Raw genomic sequence first — 14413 nt, 5'->3', positions numbered from 1 at the left:
CCACGCGAAGAGGGCGCCCCTCCCGGAACCGAACGGTTCCGGGAGGGGCGCCCTCTGTCATATGCCAGGCCGGGCCCGCGGTCTACGGGTTGCCGCCGTTCCCGTTCCCCTGGCCTCGGCCGCCCGTACCGCCGATCATGCCGGGCGGGAAGATCCCGCCGGGAAGGGTCGGAGTACCGGTCCCCGGCTGCCCGCCGCCCGGCTTGTCGTTGCCGTTGCCGTTCCCATTGCCGTTCCCGTTGCCATTGCCGTTCGCGCCGCCGTTCCCGTTCCCGTTTCCGGCGTCGCCCGGCTGCTGCGCCCTGCCCTTGTTCGGGTCGTCACCGCGCGCCACGTCGACCGGGACGAAGGACGGGGTCTGGTCGGCGTCCAGGGCTCCGGTCATCGCGATCTTCCAGATCGGGCCCGGCAGACAGCCACCACAGACCTTGGGGTAGAACTGCCCGCCGATGGTGATGTCGTACATCGGGGTCTTCTCGCCGATGTCGTCACCGACCCACACCGCCGTGGACAGGTTCGGGGTGTAGCCGACGAACCAGGCGTCCTTGCGGTCGTTGGTGGTACCGGTCTTGCCCGCGTTGTCCCGGTCGGTCAGGCCGGCGGTGGCGCCCGTACCGTCCTCGACGACACCCTTCAGCATCTGGTTCACGGTGTCGGCGGTGTGCTCGCTCATCGCGCGCGAGCAGCTGGACTTCGGGACCGGCAGCTTCTGGCCGCCCGCCGTCGTGATCGACTCGATCGCGACGGGCGTGCAGTACGTGCCGCGGTTGGCGAAGGTGGCGTAGACGGCCGCCATGTCGAGCGGGGTGCTCTCCAGACCGCCGAGGGTCGCCGACGGCTTCTGCTGGAGCGGCTTGCCCAGCCCGCGGTCGTAGCCGACCTTCTTCGCCATCGTCAGCGTCTCGCAGAGACCGGCCATCTGCTCCAGCCGCGCGAAGTACGTGTTGATGGACTTGCCGAGGGCACTCGTCATGTCGTAGTGGCCCTTTTCCGACTCCAGCTCGTTGTTGACCTCCCACTGGCCGGAGCCGGCGGGCGTGCCGTCACAACGGGAGTAGCCGTTCTCCGGGACCGTGATCTGGGTCGGGTCATTGAAGCTCTGCGCCGTGCTCAGACCCTTTTCGAGCGCCGCCGCGGCCGTGATCGGCTTGAACGTCGAACCGACCTGGAAGCCGAAGGTCGTACCGCCCATCTTGCTGCCGACGGACAGGTTGAGCGTCGTCTGGTGCAGCTTCTGGTCCAGGCCGTACGGGCGGGACTGGCCCATCGAGAGGATCTTGCCGCTGCCGGGCTGGACCTGGACCACCGTGGCGGCGACCGTGTCGTCCTTGTCGACCTTGGCGACCGCGGCCTCGTTGGCGGCGGCCTGGGCGGTCGGCGAGAGCGTGGTCCGGACGGTCAGACCGCCCAGGTTCCACAGCTTCTGCCGCTCCTCGGCCGTCTTGCCGAAGACCGGGTCGCTGAGGATCGTCTTGCGGACGTAGTCGCAGAAGAAGCCGGCGCCGTCGACGGCGGTGATGCAGCCGTTCTTCGGAGCCTTCACCTTCAGCGTGATCGGGGTGGCCTTCGCCTGGTCGGCCTCTGCCTGGGTGATGTCCTTGTGGTCGGCCATCCGCTGGAGCACGACATTGCGGCGCTTGGTGGCCTCCTGGATGTCGTTGACCGGGTCGTAGCGGCTCGGCGACTGCACCAGGCCGGCCATCATGGCGGCCTCGGGCAGGGTCAGGTCGGCGGCGTGCTTGGAGAAGTAGCGCTGCGAGGCGGCCTCGATGCCGTAGGCCTGCTGCCCGAAGAAGGTGATGTTGAGGTAGTTCTCCAGGATCTTCTTCTTGCCCAGCTCCTCCTCGACCTGGATGGCGAACTTCAGCTCGCGCACCTTGCGGCCCATGGTCTGCTGGGTGGCGAGGGCGACCTTCTCCGGGTCGTCGCCCGCCTCCTCGACGAAGACGTTCTTCACGTACTGCTGGGTGAGTGTGGAGGCGCCCTGCGACACGCCGCCCGACTGGGCGTTGCGGTTGATGGCGCGCAGCACGCCCTTGAGGTCGATCGCCCCGTGCTCGTAGTAGCGGCCGTCCTCGATGGCGACGATGGCCTTCTGGATGTACGGGGACATCTTGTCCAGCGGGACGACCTGGCGGTCGCGCGAGTACACGGTGGCGAGGTGCCCGCCCTGGGAGTCGAGGATCGTCGTGCGCTGACTCAGAGGTGGCGTCTTCAGGTTGGACGGGATCTCGTCGAAACCTTCGACCGTGCCCTTGGCCGCCAGCCCGACCACACCGGTGGCCGGCAGGGCGATGCCCGCCAGCACGGCTCCGGCGAGCACGCTGACTCCGAGGAACTTGGCGGCCTGCTGGGTCCCGGTCAGACCTCCGCCCGAGCGCTTCTTTGGCATGGAGGCAGCCTACGTTCTCATTCGCCGGACACGCGTATATGCCTTGGCCTAAGCTGCTCCCAACTGTCACAGCAGAGTGGTCGCGTACCACGATTCATGCATGACGGCGGCGTGTATCCCGGCGTACCCGAAACGTCTGGAATCCATGCCCGATTGAGGCGTGAATTCGGCTCATGTCCGATAGGTTCATCATGCCCTTCCATCACTCCTCTGGGTGATCTCCCGCGCACGCATAGTCCGTTCGGGCCATTCAAGATTGGGCCCGACGGGGGTGTTGCGCTGTCCCTACCTTCCGTAACGTCCCAACTGGCAGCGGTGAATATGCCGCTGCCGCCGTGGGGGAGCCTCGATTCGGGAGAGGACGGCGCCGGTATGGGCTGGGTAGCTGACTGGAGTGCGCAGGCCGCCTGCCGCACTACCGATCCGGATGAACTATTCGTGCAGGGTGCGGCGCAGAACAGGGCGAAGGCGGTGTGCACCGGATGTCCGGTGCGGACCGAATGCCTCGCCGACGCCCTCGACAACCGTGTGGAATTCGGTGTGTGGGGCGGGATGACGGAGCGCGAACGGCGCGCTCTGCTGCGCCGACGGCCGACCGTCACCTCGTGGCGGAGATTGCTGGAGACCGCGCGCACGGAGTACGAGCGCGGCGCGGGCCTGCTGCCCGTGGCGCTCGACGAGGACGCGACGTACGAGGCGTACGCGGCGGTGGGCTGACCTCCCCGGATTCCTCCGGGCAGGGCGGCTCCCGCACCGGCCGGGCGGCCATGGGCCGGCGGGCCGGGCCGTCGCGTGCGGACGCGTGGGTACGCGGATACGTAAACACGTGTACGTGAGTACACGGACACGCGAGTACGTCGTGTGGCGTAAGAACGGTACGTACGACGCATGGGCGGGACGTACGGAGTGGGACCGAGCGTGAGGGCCGCGGTACGTGGCCGGGGGCCGGTGCCGGTGTCGGGGGCTGGGTCCGCCGTACCGGCTACGGCACGTGGGCTACGACGGTATCCGCCCGATCGCCAGACGCTCGCCGATGGCGCGCAGACCGTCGAGATCGTGCACATCACCGGGCAGGGCGGCCACTTCGGCGACCGAGACCTCGGGGTGGAGCGCGGTGAAGCGGTCGCGGGTGCGCTGCTCACGCGCGAGCACCCGCATCCGTTCGGCGTGGAGACGGAGCAGCCCGGCGGTGAGTTCCCGGACGTCGGGCGCGCCGGGTGCACCGGAGGCATGCGGTGCGGAGGGCGGCTCGCCGTGCTCCCCGTCGGCTGTGGGGGCAGCTTCGGGTGCGGACGTACGGACGGGCTCGGGTACGGCGGTGGTTCCGGTGGTGGATCCGGCGGCGGTGGCGAGGTCGGGCACGGGGCCTGCGGTGGGGGCCACAGGGGGGTCTGACGGCTCGGGAGAGATGGCCCGGGGGCCACCTCCAGCAGTCTTCCCGGCCCCCTGATCCACAATGCGGCCCTCGTCAAGATTTTCGGCCGCGGCCCGCGCCCGCTCGGCCGACAGCCAGGCGGCACCGCTGCCGTGTACCCGGTTGAGGACGAGTCCGGCCAGCGGCATCCCCTCCGCCGCCAGCCGCTCCACGAAGTACGCCGCCTCGCGCAGCGCGTCCCGCTCGGGGGTGGCGACCACGAGGAAGGCCGTGCCCGGCGCCTGGAGCAGCCGGTACGTGGCGTCCGCCCGGGTCCGAAAGCCGCCGAACATCGTGTCCATCGCGGCCACGAAGGTCTGCACGTCCTTCAGGAACGGCCCGCCGAGCAGCTTGCCCAGCGTCCCCGTCATCATCGACATGCCGACGTTCAGGAACTTCATCCCGGCCCGGCCGCCGACCTTCGCCGGAGCCATGAGCAGTTTGATGAACTTCCCGTCCAGGAAAGACCCGAGACGCTTCGGCGCGTCCAGGAAGTCGAGCGCCGAACGGGACGGCGGGGTGTCGACCACGATCAGGTCCCACTCGTCCCGGGCCCTCAGCTGGCCCAGCTTCTCCATCGCCATGTACTCCTGCGTACCGGCGAAACCGGCCGACAGGGACTGGTAGAAGGGGTTCTCCAGAATGGCCCGCGCCCGGTCGGCGTCCGCGTGCGCCTCGACGATCTCGTCGAAGGTCCGCTTCATGTCGAGCATCATCGCGTGCAGTTCGCCGCCGTCCGAGCCCTTGATGCCCGGCACCCGGCGCGGCACGTTGTCGAGGGAGTCGATGCCCATCGACTGGGCGAGCCGGCGCGCCGGGTCGATGGTGAGGACGACCACCCGCCGCCCGCGCTCCGCAGCCCGTACGCCGAGCGCCGCCGCGGTCGTCGTCTTGCCGACCCCGCCCGCGCCGCAGCACACGATGATGCGGGTGGCCGGGTCGTCCAGCAGCGGATCGAGCGCGAGGACGGACACGCTGTCCAGCCCGCCCCCGGCGCCCCCGGTTCCAGCGCCAGGGCCGACGCTGCCGCCCGTCCCGGCGTGCTCCGCCGCCGTCCCTTTCGTCGTCCCCTTCGCCGTCACGCGCCCGCCCCCTGTCGGCCCGTTCCCCGTCCGCCCGTGCTCTGCCCGCCCGTGCTCTGCCCGCCCGTGCTCTGCCCGCCCGTGCTCTGCCCGCCCGTGCTCTGCCCGCCCGTGCTCTGCCCGCCCGTGTCCTGCTCGCCCACCCCTTGGGCGCGCAGTGCTCTAGCCAGCCGGTACAGACCGGCGATGTCCGCCCCGTCCCCCAGGAAGGGGAGTTCGTACGTCGGGACCCCGATCGTGTCCAGGACCGCGCGCTGGGTCCGCTCCAGCTCCACCCGCCGCGCGTGCTCCGCCGCCTCGTCGAGCAGGGGATCGACCAGGAGCGCGCCGTCCTTGACGCCGGCGGACACCAACGCCCCGGCGACGGCGTCCCGGTGGGCGCCGGAGGCGGCCCGCAGCGCCGCCTCGTCCAGGACGTGCGGGCGGACCATGTTCACGATGGCGCGGCCGACGGGCAGCCCGGTCGCGCGCAACTCGGCGATGCCGTCCGCGGTCTCCTGGACCGGCATCTCCTCCAGGAGCGTCACCAGATGCACCGCGGTGTCCGGCGACTTCAGGAAGCCCATGATCGCCTGGGCCTGGTGGTGTATCGGGCCGATCCGCGCGAGCCCGGCCACCTCGTCGTTCACATTGAGGAAGCGGGTGATGCGGCCGGTGGGCGGTGCGTCCATCACCACGTGGTCGTAGGTGAATCCGCCCTGCTTCTCGCGCCGGCGCACCGCCTCGCACGCCTTGCCGGTCAGCAGGACGTCCCGCACGCCCGGCGCTATCGTCGTCGCGAAGTCGATCGCGCCGAGCTTCTTCAGGGCCCGGCCCGCGCCGCCCAGTTTGTAGAACATCTGGAGGTAGTCGAGAAGGGCCCGCTCGGCGTCGATGGCCAGCGCGAACACCTCGCCGCCGCCCGGCGCGACGGCGATCTTGCGTTCCTCGTACGGCAACGCCTCCGTCTCGAAGAGCTGTGCGATGCCCTGCCGGCCCTCCACCTCGACGAGGAGGGTCCGCTTGCCCTCGGTGGCGAGGGCGAGCGCGAGTGCGGCGGCGACCGTCGTCTTACCGGTACCGCCCTTGCCGCTGACGACCTGGAGCCTGCTCACGTATTCGAGCCTAACCACTGGCGCCCCGCACCAATCAGAGGGCCGCCCCGGACAAGGCCCGGAGACAACCCCCGAGAAAACCCTGACGCGTCGACAGGCGAACCCGCGGGCGCGAGCGCGGCCGAACCGCGGCGAACCCGGCCGGCGGCCTTCGGCGGCGGGCCCGGGACGCCCCGCGGGGCGGCCAGGGGACTGTGGCCCGTCCCGCCGGGCCGGTCGCCCCGGCGGGCGGCCTCGCGCCAGCGGCTACAGTCGCCTCATGACCAAGTGGGAGTACGCGACTGTGCCGCTTCTGGTGCACGCGACGAAGCAGATTCTTGACACCTGGGGCGAGGACGGCTGGGAGCTCGTCCAGGTCGTGCCCGGACCGAACAACCCCGAGCAGCTCGTGGCCTACCTGAAGCGGGAGAAGTCCTCGTGAGCGGGGCGGGAGCCGTCGAGGCGAAGATCGCCGAGCTGGGCATGACCCTGCCGGAGGTCGTCCCGCCGCTGGCCGCCTACCAGCCCGCCGTGCGTTCGGGCGTGCACGTCCACACCTCGGGCCAGCTCCCGATGGTGGCGGGCAAGCTGCCCGTGACCGGCAAGGTCGGCGCCGAGGTCACCGCCGAGGAGGCCAAGCAGCTCGCCGCCACCTGCGCGCTCAACGCGCTCGCCGCCGTGAAGTCGGTCGCCGGTGACCTGGACCGGATCAAGCGGGTCGTGAAGGTGGTGGGCTTCGTCGCCTCCGCCCCCGACTTCACCGGCCAGCCGGGCGTCATCAACGGCGCCAGCGAGCTGCTCGGCGCGGTCCTCGGCGAGAAGGGCGTGCACGCGCGCAGCGCGGTCGGCGTCGCCGTCCTCCCGCTGGACGCGCCCGTCGAGGTGGAGATCCAGGTCGAGCTGATCGAGGACTGACCGCCTCGCCCCGCGACGGCACCCGCGCCGCGCGGTAGGACCGTTCGTACCGCGCGCGGGGCGCCCCGCACGACACGGAGCCGGTTCCTCCCCCCGGGAGGAATCGGCTCTCGTGCATTCGGAAGCTTGCGCATAGCATCCGGCCATGTCGAATGGTCAGTCGAACGGTCAGTCGGGCGGTCAGCCGAACGGGCAGTGGTACCCGCCGGAATGGCCCGACCGCATCCGTGCCCTCGCCGCCGGGGAACTCGTCGCCGCCGCCCCCCGGCGGGCCGCCACCGTGCTGCTCCTCAAGGACGGCGCGGACGGCCCCCGTGTCCACATGCTGCGCCGTCGCGCCTCCATGGCCTTCGCGGGCGGGGCATATGCCTACCCGGGCGGTGGGGTCGACCCCCGCGACGAGCAGCCCGTGCGCTGGGCGGGACCCTCGCGCGAGCGGTGGGCGGACCGCCTCGGCCTCACGGACCCCGCGCAGGCCCAGGCCGTCGTCTGCGCCGCCGTGCGCGAGACGTACGAGGAGGCGGGCGTCCTGCTCGCCGGCCCGACGGCGGACACGGTCGTCGGCGACACGACGGGCGACGGCTGGGAGAAGGACCGGCAGGCGCTGGTCGCCCGCGATCTGTCCTTCGCCGACTTCCTGGACCGGCGCGGTCTGGTGCTGCGCTCCGACCTGCTGGGCGCGTGGGCGCGGTGGATCACGCCGGAGTTCGAGCCGAGGCGCTACGACACCTGGTTCTTCGTGGCGGCACTCCCGGCCGGCCAGCGCACCCGGAACGCCTCCACCGAGGCCGACCGCACGGTGTGGATCCGCCCGGCCGACGCCGCTGCCGGCTACGACCGGGGCGAGCTGACGATGATGCCCCCGACCATCTCGACCCTGCGCGTGCTGGAGCGGTACGGGACGGCCGCCGAGGCCCTGGCCGCGGCACCGGCCCAGGACATGACCCCGGTCCTCGCCCGGGCGCGACTCGACGGCGACCAGGTGGTGCTGAGCTGGCCGGGTCACGACGAGTTCACCAAGCACGTCCCGGCGGACGCGACCCCGCACGCGGCCACGGGCCCGGACGCTCCCGGGACCGGCACCGGCCCGAGCACCCCCGGCACCACCGAGGCCGGAGGCGCGGCATGAGCGACGCCGCGGCCCTTCCCGGCCAGCCGCGCGGCACGGTGGTCTCCGGACCCGGCACCACGCGCGCGTACAACGTGCTCGCGCCGAACCCGTCCGCCATGACCCTGGACGGCACCAACACCTGGATCGTCGCCGAACCGGACTCCGACCTCGCCGTCGTCGTCGACCCCGGCCCGCTCGACGAGGGCCATCTGCGCCGCGTCGTGGACACCGCGGAACGGCTCGGCAAGCGGGTCGGGCTCACTCTGCTCACCCACGGCCACGCCGATCACGCCGAGGGCGCCGCGCGGTTCGCCGAGCTGACCCGCAGTGCCGTCCGGGCCCTCGACCCCGCGCTGCGGCTCGGCGACGAGGGGCTCGCCGCCGGGGACGTGATCACCACCGGTGGCGTCGAGCTGCGGGTCGTCCCCACCCCGGGGCACACCTCCGACTCGCTGTGCTTCCACCTCCCCGCCGACGGGGCGGTGCTCACCGGCGACACCGTCCTCGGGCGCGGCACGACGATGGTGGCCCACCCGGACGGGAAGCTCGGCGAGTACCTGGACTCGCTGCGGCGGCTGCGCTCGCTCACCGTGGACGACGGGGTCCGCACGGTCCTGCCCGGCCACGGGCCGGTCCTGGAGGACGCCCAGGGGGCCCTGGAGTTCTACCTGGCGCACCGGGCGAGCCGCCTCGCGCAGGTGGAGACGGCGGTGGCGGCGGGCCACCGGTCGGCCCCCGAGGTCGTGGCCCATGTGTACGCGGACGTCGACCGGTCCCTGTGGCCGGCGGCGGAGCTGTCCGTACGGGCGCAGCTGGAGTATCTGCGGGAGTCCGGCCGGATCTGACGGCCCGCCGGGTACCCGCGCGCCCGCGCCGGCCCGTCCTTCCGGAACGGCGGTGCGGGCGGTGTGGGTGGCGGGGGCGGTCGGGCATATGACCGGCGAATCCGTGGCCGGGACCGCAACCTTTTCGCTTCCTCCAGTGTCTTATGTTCCGCTTATATTCGGCCGGAACTCTGGGGGAAGCCCGTGTTCGTCCTCGCCATTCTGCTGGCCATAGCGGCCGCGGTGCTGTACATCGTCGGCCGCGTCAACGACACCCGCGGCCTGAAACTGGGCGCCGTCGGTGCGCTGCTGGCCGGCCTGTTCTCCCTGGTCGTCAGCATGACGTACGTGATCAGCGCGTACGAGGTCGGCGTTCCGGTCGCCTTCGGCAAGGTCGGCACGCCGATGTCCTCCGGCATGCACCTGACGTCGCCGTTCACCAGCGTGACGACCTTCTCCACCCGGCCGGTGGACCTCAACCTGTCCGACAAGGACGTGGTCGAGGTGCGTTCCTCACAGGGCGGCGTGATGTACGCCGAGGTCACCGTGAAGTGGGCGGTCCACCCGTCCAAGGCCGTCGAGCTGTACAAGCTGGCCGGCAGCGAGGACGCCATCCAGCAGCGGCTCGTCTACCCCGACAGCCGCGAGATCGTCCGCAACGTCTTCGCCCGCTACACGAGCGAGCAGGGGTACGCCTCGGAGCGCGAGAAGATCAACGCCGACATCGCCGCCCAGGTGAAGCAGCGGCTCGCCCCGCGCGGCATCGACGTCACCACCGTCAACCTGCGCAATGTGAAGCCCTCGAACGCGCTCCAGGACCAGGTCGACCGCAAGATCCAGCAGCAGCAGGCCACCGAGCGCGCCCTGGAGGCCGCCCGTACCGCCAAGGCGGAGGCGGACCGGCGCCGGATCGAGGCCGAGGGCATCGCCCGCGCCAACAAGATCCTCAACGAGTCGCTGACCGACAAGGTCCTGACGAACCAGTGCATCGACGCGTACAAGGAGGCCGCGGCGAAGAACCCGGTCTACGCGGTGCCGTGCGGCGGCGGGGGCTCGAACCCGCTGATCGTCGACGGGACGAAGCGCTGACGTCCGTAGGCGTCACGAGGACGTGAGGACGTGAGGACACGGAAGGGGGCCGCCCGGTTCGACCGGACGGCCCCCTTCCATACGTACGGGGAACCCGTGACGTGCGGCTCGACTCGGCTCAGCGCGAGCGCTTCGCGAGGCGCTCCACGTCGAGCAGGATCACGGCGCGGGCCTCCAGGCGAAGCCAGCCGCGCTGCGCGAAGTCGGCGAGCGCCTTGTTGACGGTCTCGCGGGAGGCGCCGACGAGCTGGGCCAGCTCCTCCTGGGTGAGGTCGTGGACGACGTGGATGCCCTCCTCCGACTGCACGCCGAAGCGGCGCGACAGGTCGAGGAGCGCGCGGGCGACACGGCCCGGGACGTCGGAGAAGACCAGGTCGGACATCTGGTCGTTGGTCTTGCGCAGCCGGCGGGCGACGGCGCGCAGCAGGGCGCTGGCCACCTCAGGGCGGGCGTTCAGCCAGGGCTGGAGGTCGCCGTGGCCGAGGCCGAGCAGCTTGACCTCGGTCAGCGCGGTCGCGGTCGCGGTGCGCGGGCCCGGGTCGAACAGGGACAGCTCGCCGATCAGCTCGCCGGGGCCGAGGACCGCCAGCATGTTCTCGCGGCCGTCGGGCGAGGTGCGGTGCAGCTTCACCTTGCCCTCGGTGACCACGTAGAGCCGGTCGCCCGGGTCGCCCTCGTGGAACAGTGCGTCGCCACGGGCGAGCGTCGCCTCACTCATCGAGGCGCGCAGCTCGGCGGCCTGCTCGTCGTCGAGCGCCGCGAACAGCGGCGCGCGTCGCAGAACGTCGTCCACGAGTTCTCTCCTATGTCGACCTCAGTGCGATCAATCACAACAAGTTTGACTCACTGGGCGGCCTTTCCGTACGTCAGGGGCCCGATTGGGTCCCGATCGGGTGCGCGCGGGGCGGATGAGGACGGCGACGCCTAGGCTGGCCGGGTGTCCAACTCGCCGGTGAGAGCGCAGGCCAAGGGGGATGGAAGAGTGCCGGAGGAAGGCGATTCCGCTGTGGGCGAACACGGTGCGTCGAAACGGGTGAATGCGGCAAAAAGCGCACCCCGGGGTGCGGCGAAGACCGCTAAGGGAACGGTCGTGGCGAAGGCGCCCGCGGCCCGGAAGGGTGCCTCAACGGGTGCCGCCAAGCCCGAGTCGCGGCTCGCGATGGTCCGGCGCGCCCGGAAGATCAACCGGGAGCTGGCCGAGGTCTATCCGTACGCCCATCCCGAGCTGGACTTCCGCAACCCCTTCGAGCTCCTCGTCGCCACGGTGCTGTCCGCCCAGACCACGGATCTGCGGGTCAATCAGACGACCCCCGCGCTCTTCGCGGCCTACCCGACCCCCGAGGACCTGGCCGCCGCCGTCCCCGAGGAGGTCGAGGAACTGATCCGGCCGACCGGGTTCTTCCGTGCCAAGACCAAGTCGATCATGGGCTTGTCCGCCGCCCTCCGCGACGAGTTCGGCGGCGAGGTGCCCGGCCGGCTGGAAGACCTGGTCAAACTGCCCGGCGTCGGCCGCAAGACCGCCTTCGTCGTCCTCGGCAACGCCTTCGGCGTGCCCGGCATCACCGTCGACACCCACTTCATGCGGCTCGCGCGGCGCTGGAAGTGGACCGAGTCCGACGACCCGGTCAAGATCGAGGCCGAGGTCGCCGCGATCTTCCCCAAGAGCGAGTGGACGATGCTCTCGCACCGGGTGATCTTCCACGGCCGGCGCATTTGCCACGCCCGCAAGCCCGCCTGCGGCGCCTGCCCGATCACCCACCTCTGCCCGTCGTACGGCGAGGGCGAGACCGACCCCGAGAAGGCGCGGAAGCTGCTCAAGTACGAGAAGGGCGGCTTCCCGGGCCAGCGGCTGAACCCGCCCCCGGGCTACCCCGGACGCCCGGCGCCCCCGCTGGGCGGTACGGCGTCCTGAGCCACGGCTCCTGAGCCGGGGCGACGCCCGGCGGCCGTCCGGGCGCCGCCCCATGCCCCCTGCCGGCCCCCGGCGGGCCGGGCCCGGCCCGCTGTCCCCCACAGGAGCGAACGTGCGCCGGAAGACGGCGGCGGGGGAACGAATGAGGACGCCGACCGCGTTGTGAGATCACGGGGGTGCCAATGACGCGCACGGGTGAAGAGATTCAGGGAACGGGCGGCCTGCTCAGCCGGGACGGGCTGCCCGGCTGGCTGGCGCCGGTCGATCATGCGGCCCGCAGGGTCGAGCCGGGACAACTGAGCAGCTTCCTGCCGCCCGAGGACGGCGGCGGACGGCAGTCCGCCGTGCTCATCCTCTTCGGCGACGGGGAGCGCGGTCCCGAACTGCTCCTGATGGAGCGCTCCGGCAGCCTGCGCAAGCACGCCGGGCAGCCGTCGTTCCCCGGCGGCTCCCTGGACCCCGAGGACGGCGCCCCGGCCGACGGCGGCCTGCTGCGCGCCGCGCTGCGCGAGGCCCGCGAGGAGACCGGCCTCGACCCGTCCGGCGTGCAGCTCTTCGGGGTGCTGCCCCGTCTCTACATCCCGGTCAGCGGCTTCGTCGTCACGCCCGTGCTCGGCTGGTGGCGCACGCCGAGCCCGGTCGGAGTCGTGGATCCCGCCGAGACCGCCCGGGTCTTCACCGTCCCCGTGGCGGATCTCACGGACCCCGCGAACCGCGTCATGGCCGTCCATCCGAGAATCCACGACGGCCCCGCGTTCCTCGTCGCCTCCACCCTGGTCTGGGGTTTCACCGCCGGAGTGATCGACCGCATCCTGCACTACGCCGGCTGGGAGCGGCCCTGGGATCACACCAGGAAGGTCACGCTGGACATCCGGTCGTGACAGGCTGGGCCGGGCGACCGAAGACGAACATGTGAGGCTACCGACGGTGAACGTGCTGGACATTCTGCTGCTGCTCGCCGCCGTGTGGTTCGCCGTCATCGGCTATCGCCAGGGCTTCGTCGTCGGCATCCTGTCCGTGATCGGCTTCCTCGGCGGCGGCCTCGTCGCCGTATCGCTGCTGCCCATCCTGTGGAACCAGCTGACCGAACACAGCCAGGTCACCACGGCGGTGACCGTCGTCTTCGTCATGGTGGTCATCGTCTGCGCCTCCGTCGGCCAGGCGTTCACCACCCACCTCGGCAGCAAACTGCGGGTGCACATCACCCTGGCCCCCGCCCGCGCCCTGGACGCCACCGGCGGCGCGCTGGTCAATGTCGTCGCCATGCTCCTGGTGGCCTGGCTGATCGGCTCCGCGCTGGCCCGTACCGCCATACCCACCCTGGGCAAGGAGGTCCGCGACTCCAAGGTGCTGCTCGGGGTCTCCCAGGTGATGCCCGCTCAGGCGCCGGGCTGGCTGGACGACTTCTCCTCGGTCCTCGCCCAGAACGGCTTCCCGCAGGTCTTCAGCCCCTTCGCCAACGAACCGATCACCGAGGTCCTGCCGCCCGACCCGGCCCTCGCGGGCAGCCCCGTCGCCGCCCGCGCCCAGCGTTCCATCGTCAAGGTCGTCGGTACCGCGCCCAGCTGCGGCAAGGTCCTCGAAGGCACCGGCTTCGTGTTCGCCGACCGCCGTGTCATGACCAACGCCCATGTGGTCGGCGGCGTCGCCGAGCCCACCGTGCAGATCGGCGGCGAGGGCAAGCTCTACGACGCGAAGGTCGTGCTCTACGACTGGCAGCGCGACATCGCCGTCCTCGACGTGCCCGACCTGGACGCCAAGCCGCTCCAGTTCACCGACCAGGACGCCCGCAGCGGCGACGACGCCATCGTGGCCGGCTTCCCGGAGAACGGCGACTACGACGTCCGCTCGGCCCGCGTCCGCGGCCGGATCAGCGCCGACGGCCCGGACATCTACCACCGCGGCGAGGTGCGCCGAAACGTCTACTCGCTCTTCACGACCGTCCGTCAGGGCAACTCCGGCGGCCCGCTGCTCACCGAGGACGGCAAGGTGTACGGCGTGATCTTCGCCCGCTCCCTCGACGACGCCCAGACGGGCTACGCCCTGACGGCCGACGAGATCCGCGACGACATCGTCCGGGGCCGGAGCGCGGTCCAGCAGGTCGACAGCCAGGGCTGCGCCCTCTAGGCCAGGGCCGCCTCTGGAGGGAACAGCCAGGGCCGCGCCCTCCAGGGGCGGTCCGGCCCCGGGCCTCAAGGGCGTGAGGGCTCCCGTACGGGGGAAGCGGCGTCGGTACGGCCGGCGGCCGCGTACGGGAGCGGGAAACGCGCGCGGTGGTGAACGAGTGCGCGGGAGCGGATGGGCGCGCGACTACGAACGGGCGTGGCGCAGCCGCGCCGAGACCCAGCGGGCACGACGGCGCAGGATGCGTGAGATGCCCACGTCCCGCGCCGGATGCGCGTGGCCCTGGTTCTGTCCGCCACCCCGCTCGGGGGCGTCGGATGCGCCGATCGAGCGGCGGTCGCGTGCCGTTTCACCGTAGTCGTGCGTCCAGCTCATACCGGGACGTGTGCCCGGGCCCCAAGGTCGGTAACCGCCTGGGGGCCCGCCAATTGGCGTATGCGCGAGGCACATGGCGAATCGGCGTACGCCCGTGCGACA

At 71.5% G+C, this 14413-nt stretch carries 14 protein-coding genes; 9 read left to right on the top strand and 5 right to left on the bottom strand.

The features are described from left to right. Nucleotides 1–82: 82 nt before the first annotated feature. A complete protein-coding gene (locus ACGFRB_RS17405; protein ID WP_393243871.1) occupies nt 83–2392 on the bottom strand; it encodes a transglycosylase domain-containing protein in 2310 nt (769 codons plus the stop codon). A gap of 372 nt (nt 2393–2764) precedes the next feature. Between ACGFRB_RS17405 and ACGFRB_RS17400 the strand changes: the two genes are divergently transcribed. Further along, nucleotides 2765–3109, top strand: a complete 345-nt coding sequence (locus ACGFRB_RS17400; protein ID WP_363005501.1) for a WhiB family transcriptional regulator — start codon at nt 2765–2767, stop codon at nt 3107–3109. A gap of 279 nt (nt 3110–3388) precedes the next feature. Here the strand turns inward: ACGFRB_RS17400 and ACGFRB_RS17395 are convergent, their stop codons facing one another. Both ACGFRB_RS17395 and ACGFRB_RS17390 read right to left on the bottom strand, forming a co-directional pair. Further along, on the bottom strand, nt 3389–4789 hold the full coding sequence (locus tag ACGFRB_RS17395) for an ArsA-related P-loop ATPase (RefSeq protein ID WP_393244154.1): 1401 nt from the start codon (nt 4787–4789) through the stop codon (nt 3389–3391). A 95-nt stretch (nt 4790–4884) separates the two neighbouring features. Continuing rightward, nucleotides 4885–5982 (bottom strand): ArsA-related P-loop ATPase, encoded by a 1098-nt coding sequence (locus ACGFRB_RS17390; RefSeq protein WP_393243869.1) that lies wholly within the window; start codon nt 5980–5982, stop codon nt 4885–4887. A gap of 259 nt (nt 5983–6241) precedes the next feature. On the opposite strand from ACGFRB_RS17390, the gene ACGFRB_RS17385 reads away from it, so the two are divergent. From ACGFRB_RS17385 to ACGFRB_RS17365, 5 genes are all read left to right on the top strand, one after another. After that, nucleotides 6242–6403 carry a DUF4177 domain-containing protein gene (locus ACGFRB_RS17385; protein ID WP_005314434.1) on the top strand — a complete coding sequence of 54 codons (162 nt, stop codon included), beginning with the start codon at nt 6242–6244 and terminating at the stop codon, nt 6401–6403. Further along, nucleotides 6400–6876: a RidA family protein gene (locus ACGFRB_RS17380; protein WP_393243867.1), complete on the top strand. Its 477-nt coding sequence runs from the start codon at nt 6400–6402 to the stop codon at nt 6874–6876. The genes ACGFRB_RS17385 and ACGFRB_RS17380 overlap by 4 nt, the downstream gene beginning before the upstream one ends. A gap of 145 nt (nt 6877–7021) precedes the next feature. Further along, complete coding sequence (locus ACGFRB_RS17375) at nt 7022–8005, top strand: NUDIX hydrolase (protein ID WP_393243865.1); 984 nt, start codon at nt 7022–7024, stop codon at nt 8003–8005. Beyond that, nucleotides 8002–8832, top strand: coding sequence for an MBL fold metallo-hydrolase (locus tag ACGFRB_RS17370; RefSeq protein WP_363005493.1), 831 nt, complete (start codon nt 8002–8004; stop codon nt 8830–8832). Before ACGFRB_RS17375 ends, ACGFRB_RS17370 begins: the two co-directional genes overlap by 4 nt. A 183-nt stretch (nt 8833–9015) precedes the next feature. Then, entirely contained in the window at nt 9016–9900 is an 885-nt protein-coding gene (locus ACGFRB_RS17365; protein WP_363005491.1) for a prohibitin family protein, read from the top strand. A 118-nt stretch (nt 9901–10018) separates the two neighbouring features. Here ACGFRB_RS17365 and ACGFRB_RS17360 read toward each other — a convergent pair whose 3' ends face one another. Next, nucleotides 10019–10693: a Crp/Fnr family transcriptional regulator gene (locus ACGFRB_RS17360; protein ID WP_046910193.1), complete on the bottom strand. Its 675-nt coding sequence runs from the start codon at nt 10691–10693 to the stop codon at nt 10019–10021. 213 nt (nt 10694–10906) lie between these two features. Between ACGFRB_RS17360 and nth the strand changes: the two genes are divergently transcribed. The 3 genes from nth (at nt 10907) to ACGFRB_RS17345 (ending at nt 13939) form a co-directional block, all read left to right on the top strand. Beyond that, nucleotides 10907–11812: an endonuclease III gene (gene nth / locus ACGFRB_RS17355; protein ID WP_393243862.1), complete on the top strand. Its 906-nt coding sequence runs from the start codon at nt 10907–10909 to the stop codon at nt 11810–11812. A gap of 182 nt (nt 11813–11994) precedes the next feature. Continuing rightward, nucleotides 11995–12693, top strand: coding sequence for a CoA pyrophosphatase (locus ACGFRB_RS17350; RefSeq protein WP_363005488.1), 699 nt, complete (start codon nt 11995–11997; stop codon nt 12691–12693). A gap of 46 nt (nt 12694–12739) precedes the next feature. After that, the gene (locus ACGFRB_RS17345; protein ID WP_363005486.1) at nt 12740–13939 is read left to right on the top strand and encodes a MarP family serine protease; all 1200 of its coding nucleotides are present in this window, start codon (nt 12740–12742) and stop codon (nt 13937–13939) included. Nucleotides 13940–14122: 183 nt separating this feature from the next. Here ACGFRB_RS17345 and ACGFRB_RS17340 read toward each other — a convergent pair whose 3' ends face one another. Next, nucleotides 14123–14311: a hypothetical protein gene (locus tag ACGFRB_RS17340; RefSeq protein ID WP_393243859.1), complete on the bottom strand. Its 189-nt coding sequence runs from the start codon at nt 14309–14311 to the stop codon at nt 14123–14125. Nucleotides 14312–14413 lie beyond the last annotated feature (102 nt).

It is taken from the genome of Streptomyces sp. NPDC048718 (genome assembly GCF_043198875.1).
Classification (GTDB): domain Bacteria; phylum Actinomycetota; class Actinomycetes; order Streptomycetales; family Streptomycetaceae; genus Streptomyces.
This window is presented reverse-complemented; position numbering and strand designations above follow the sequence as displayed.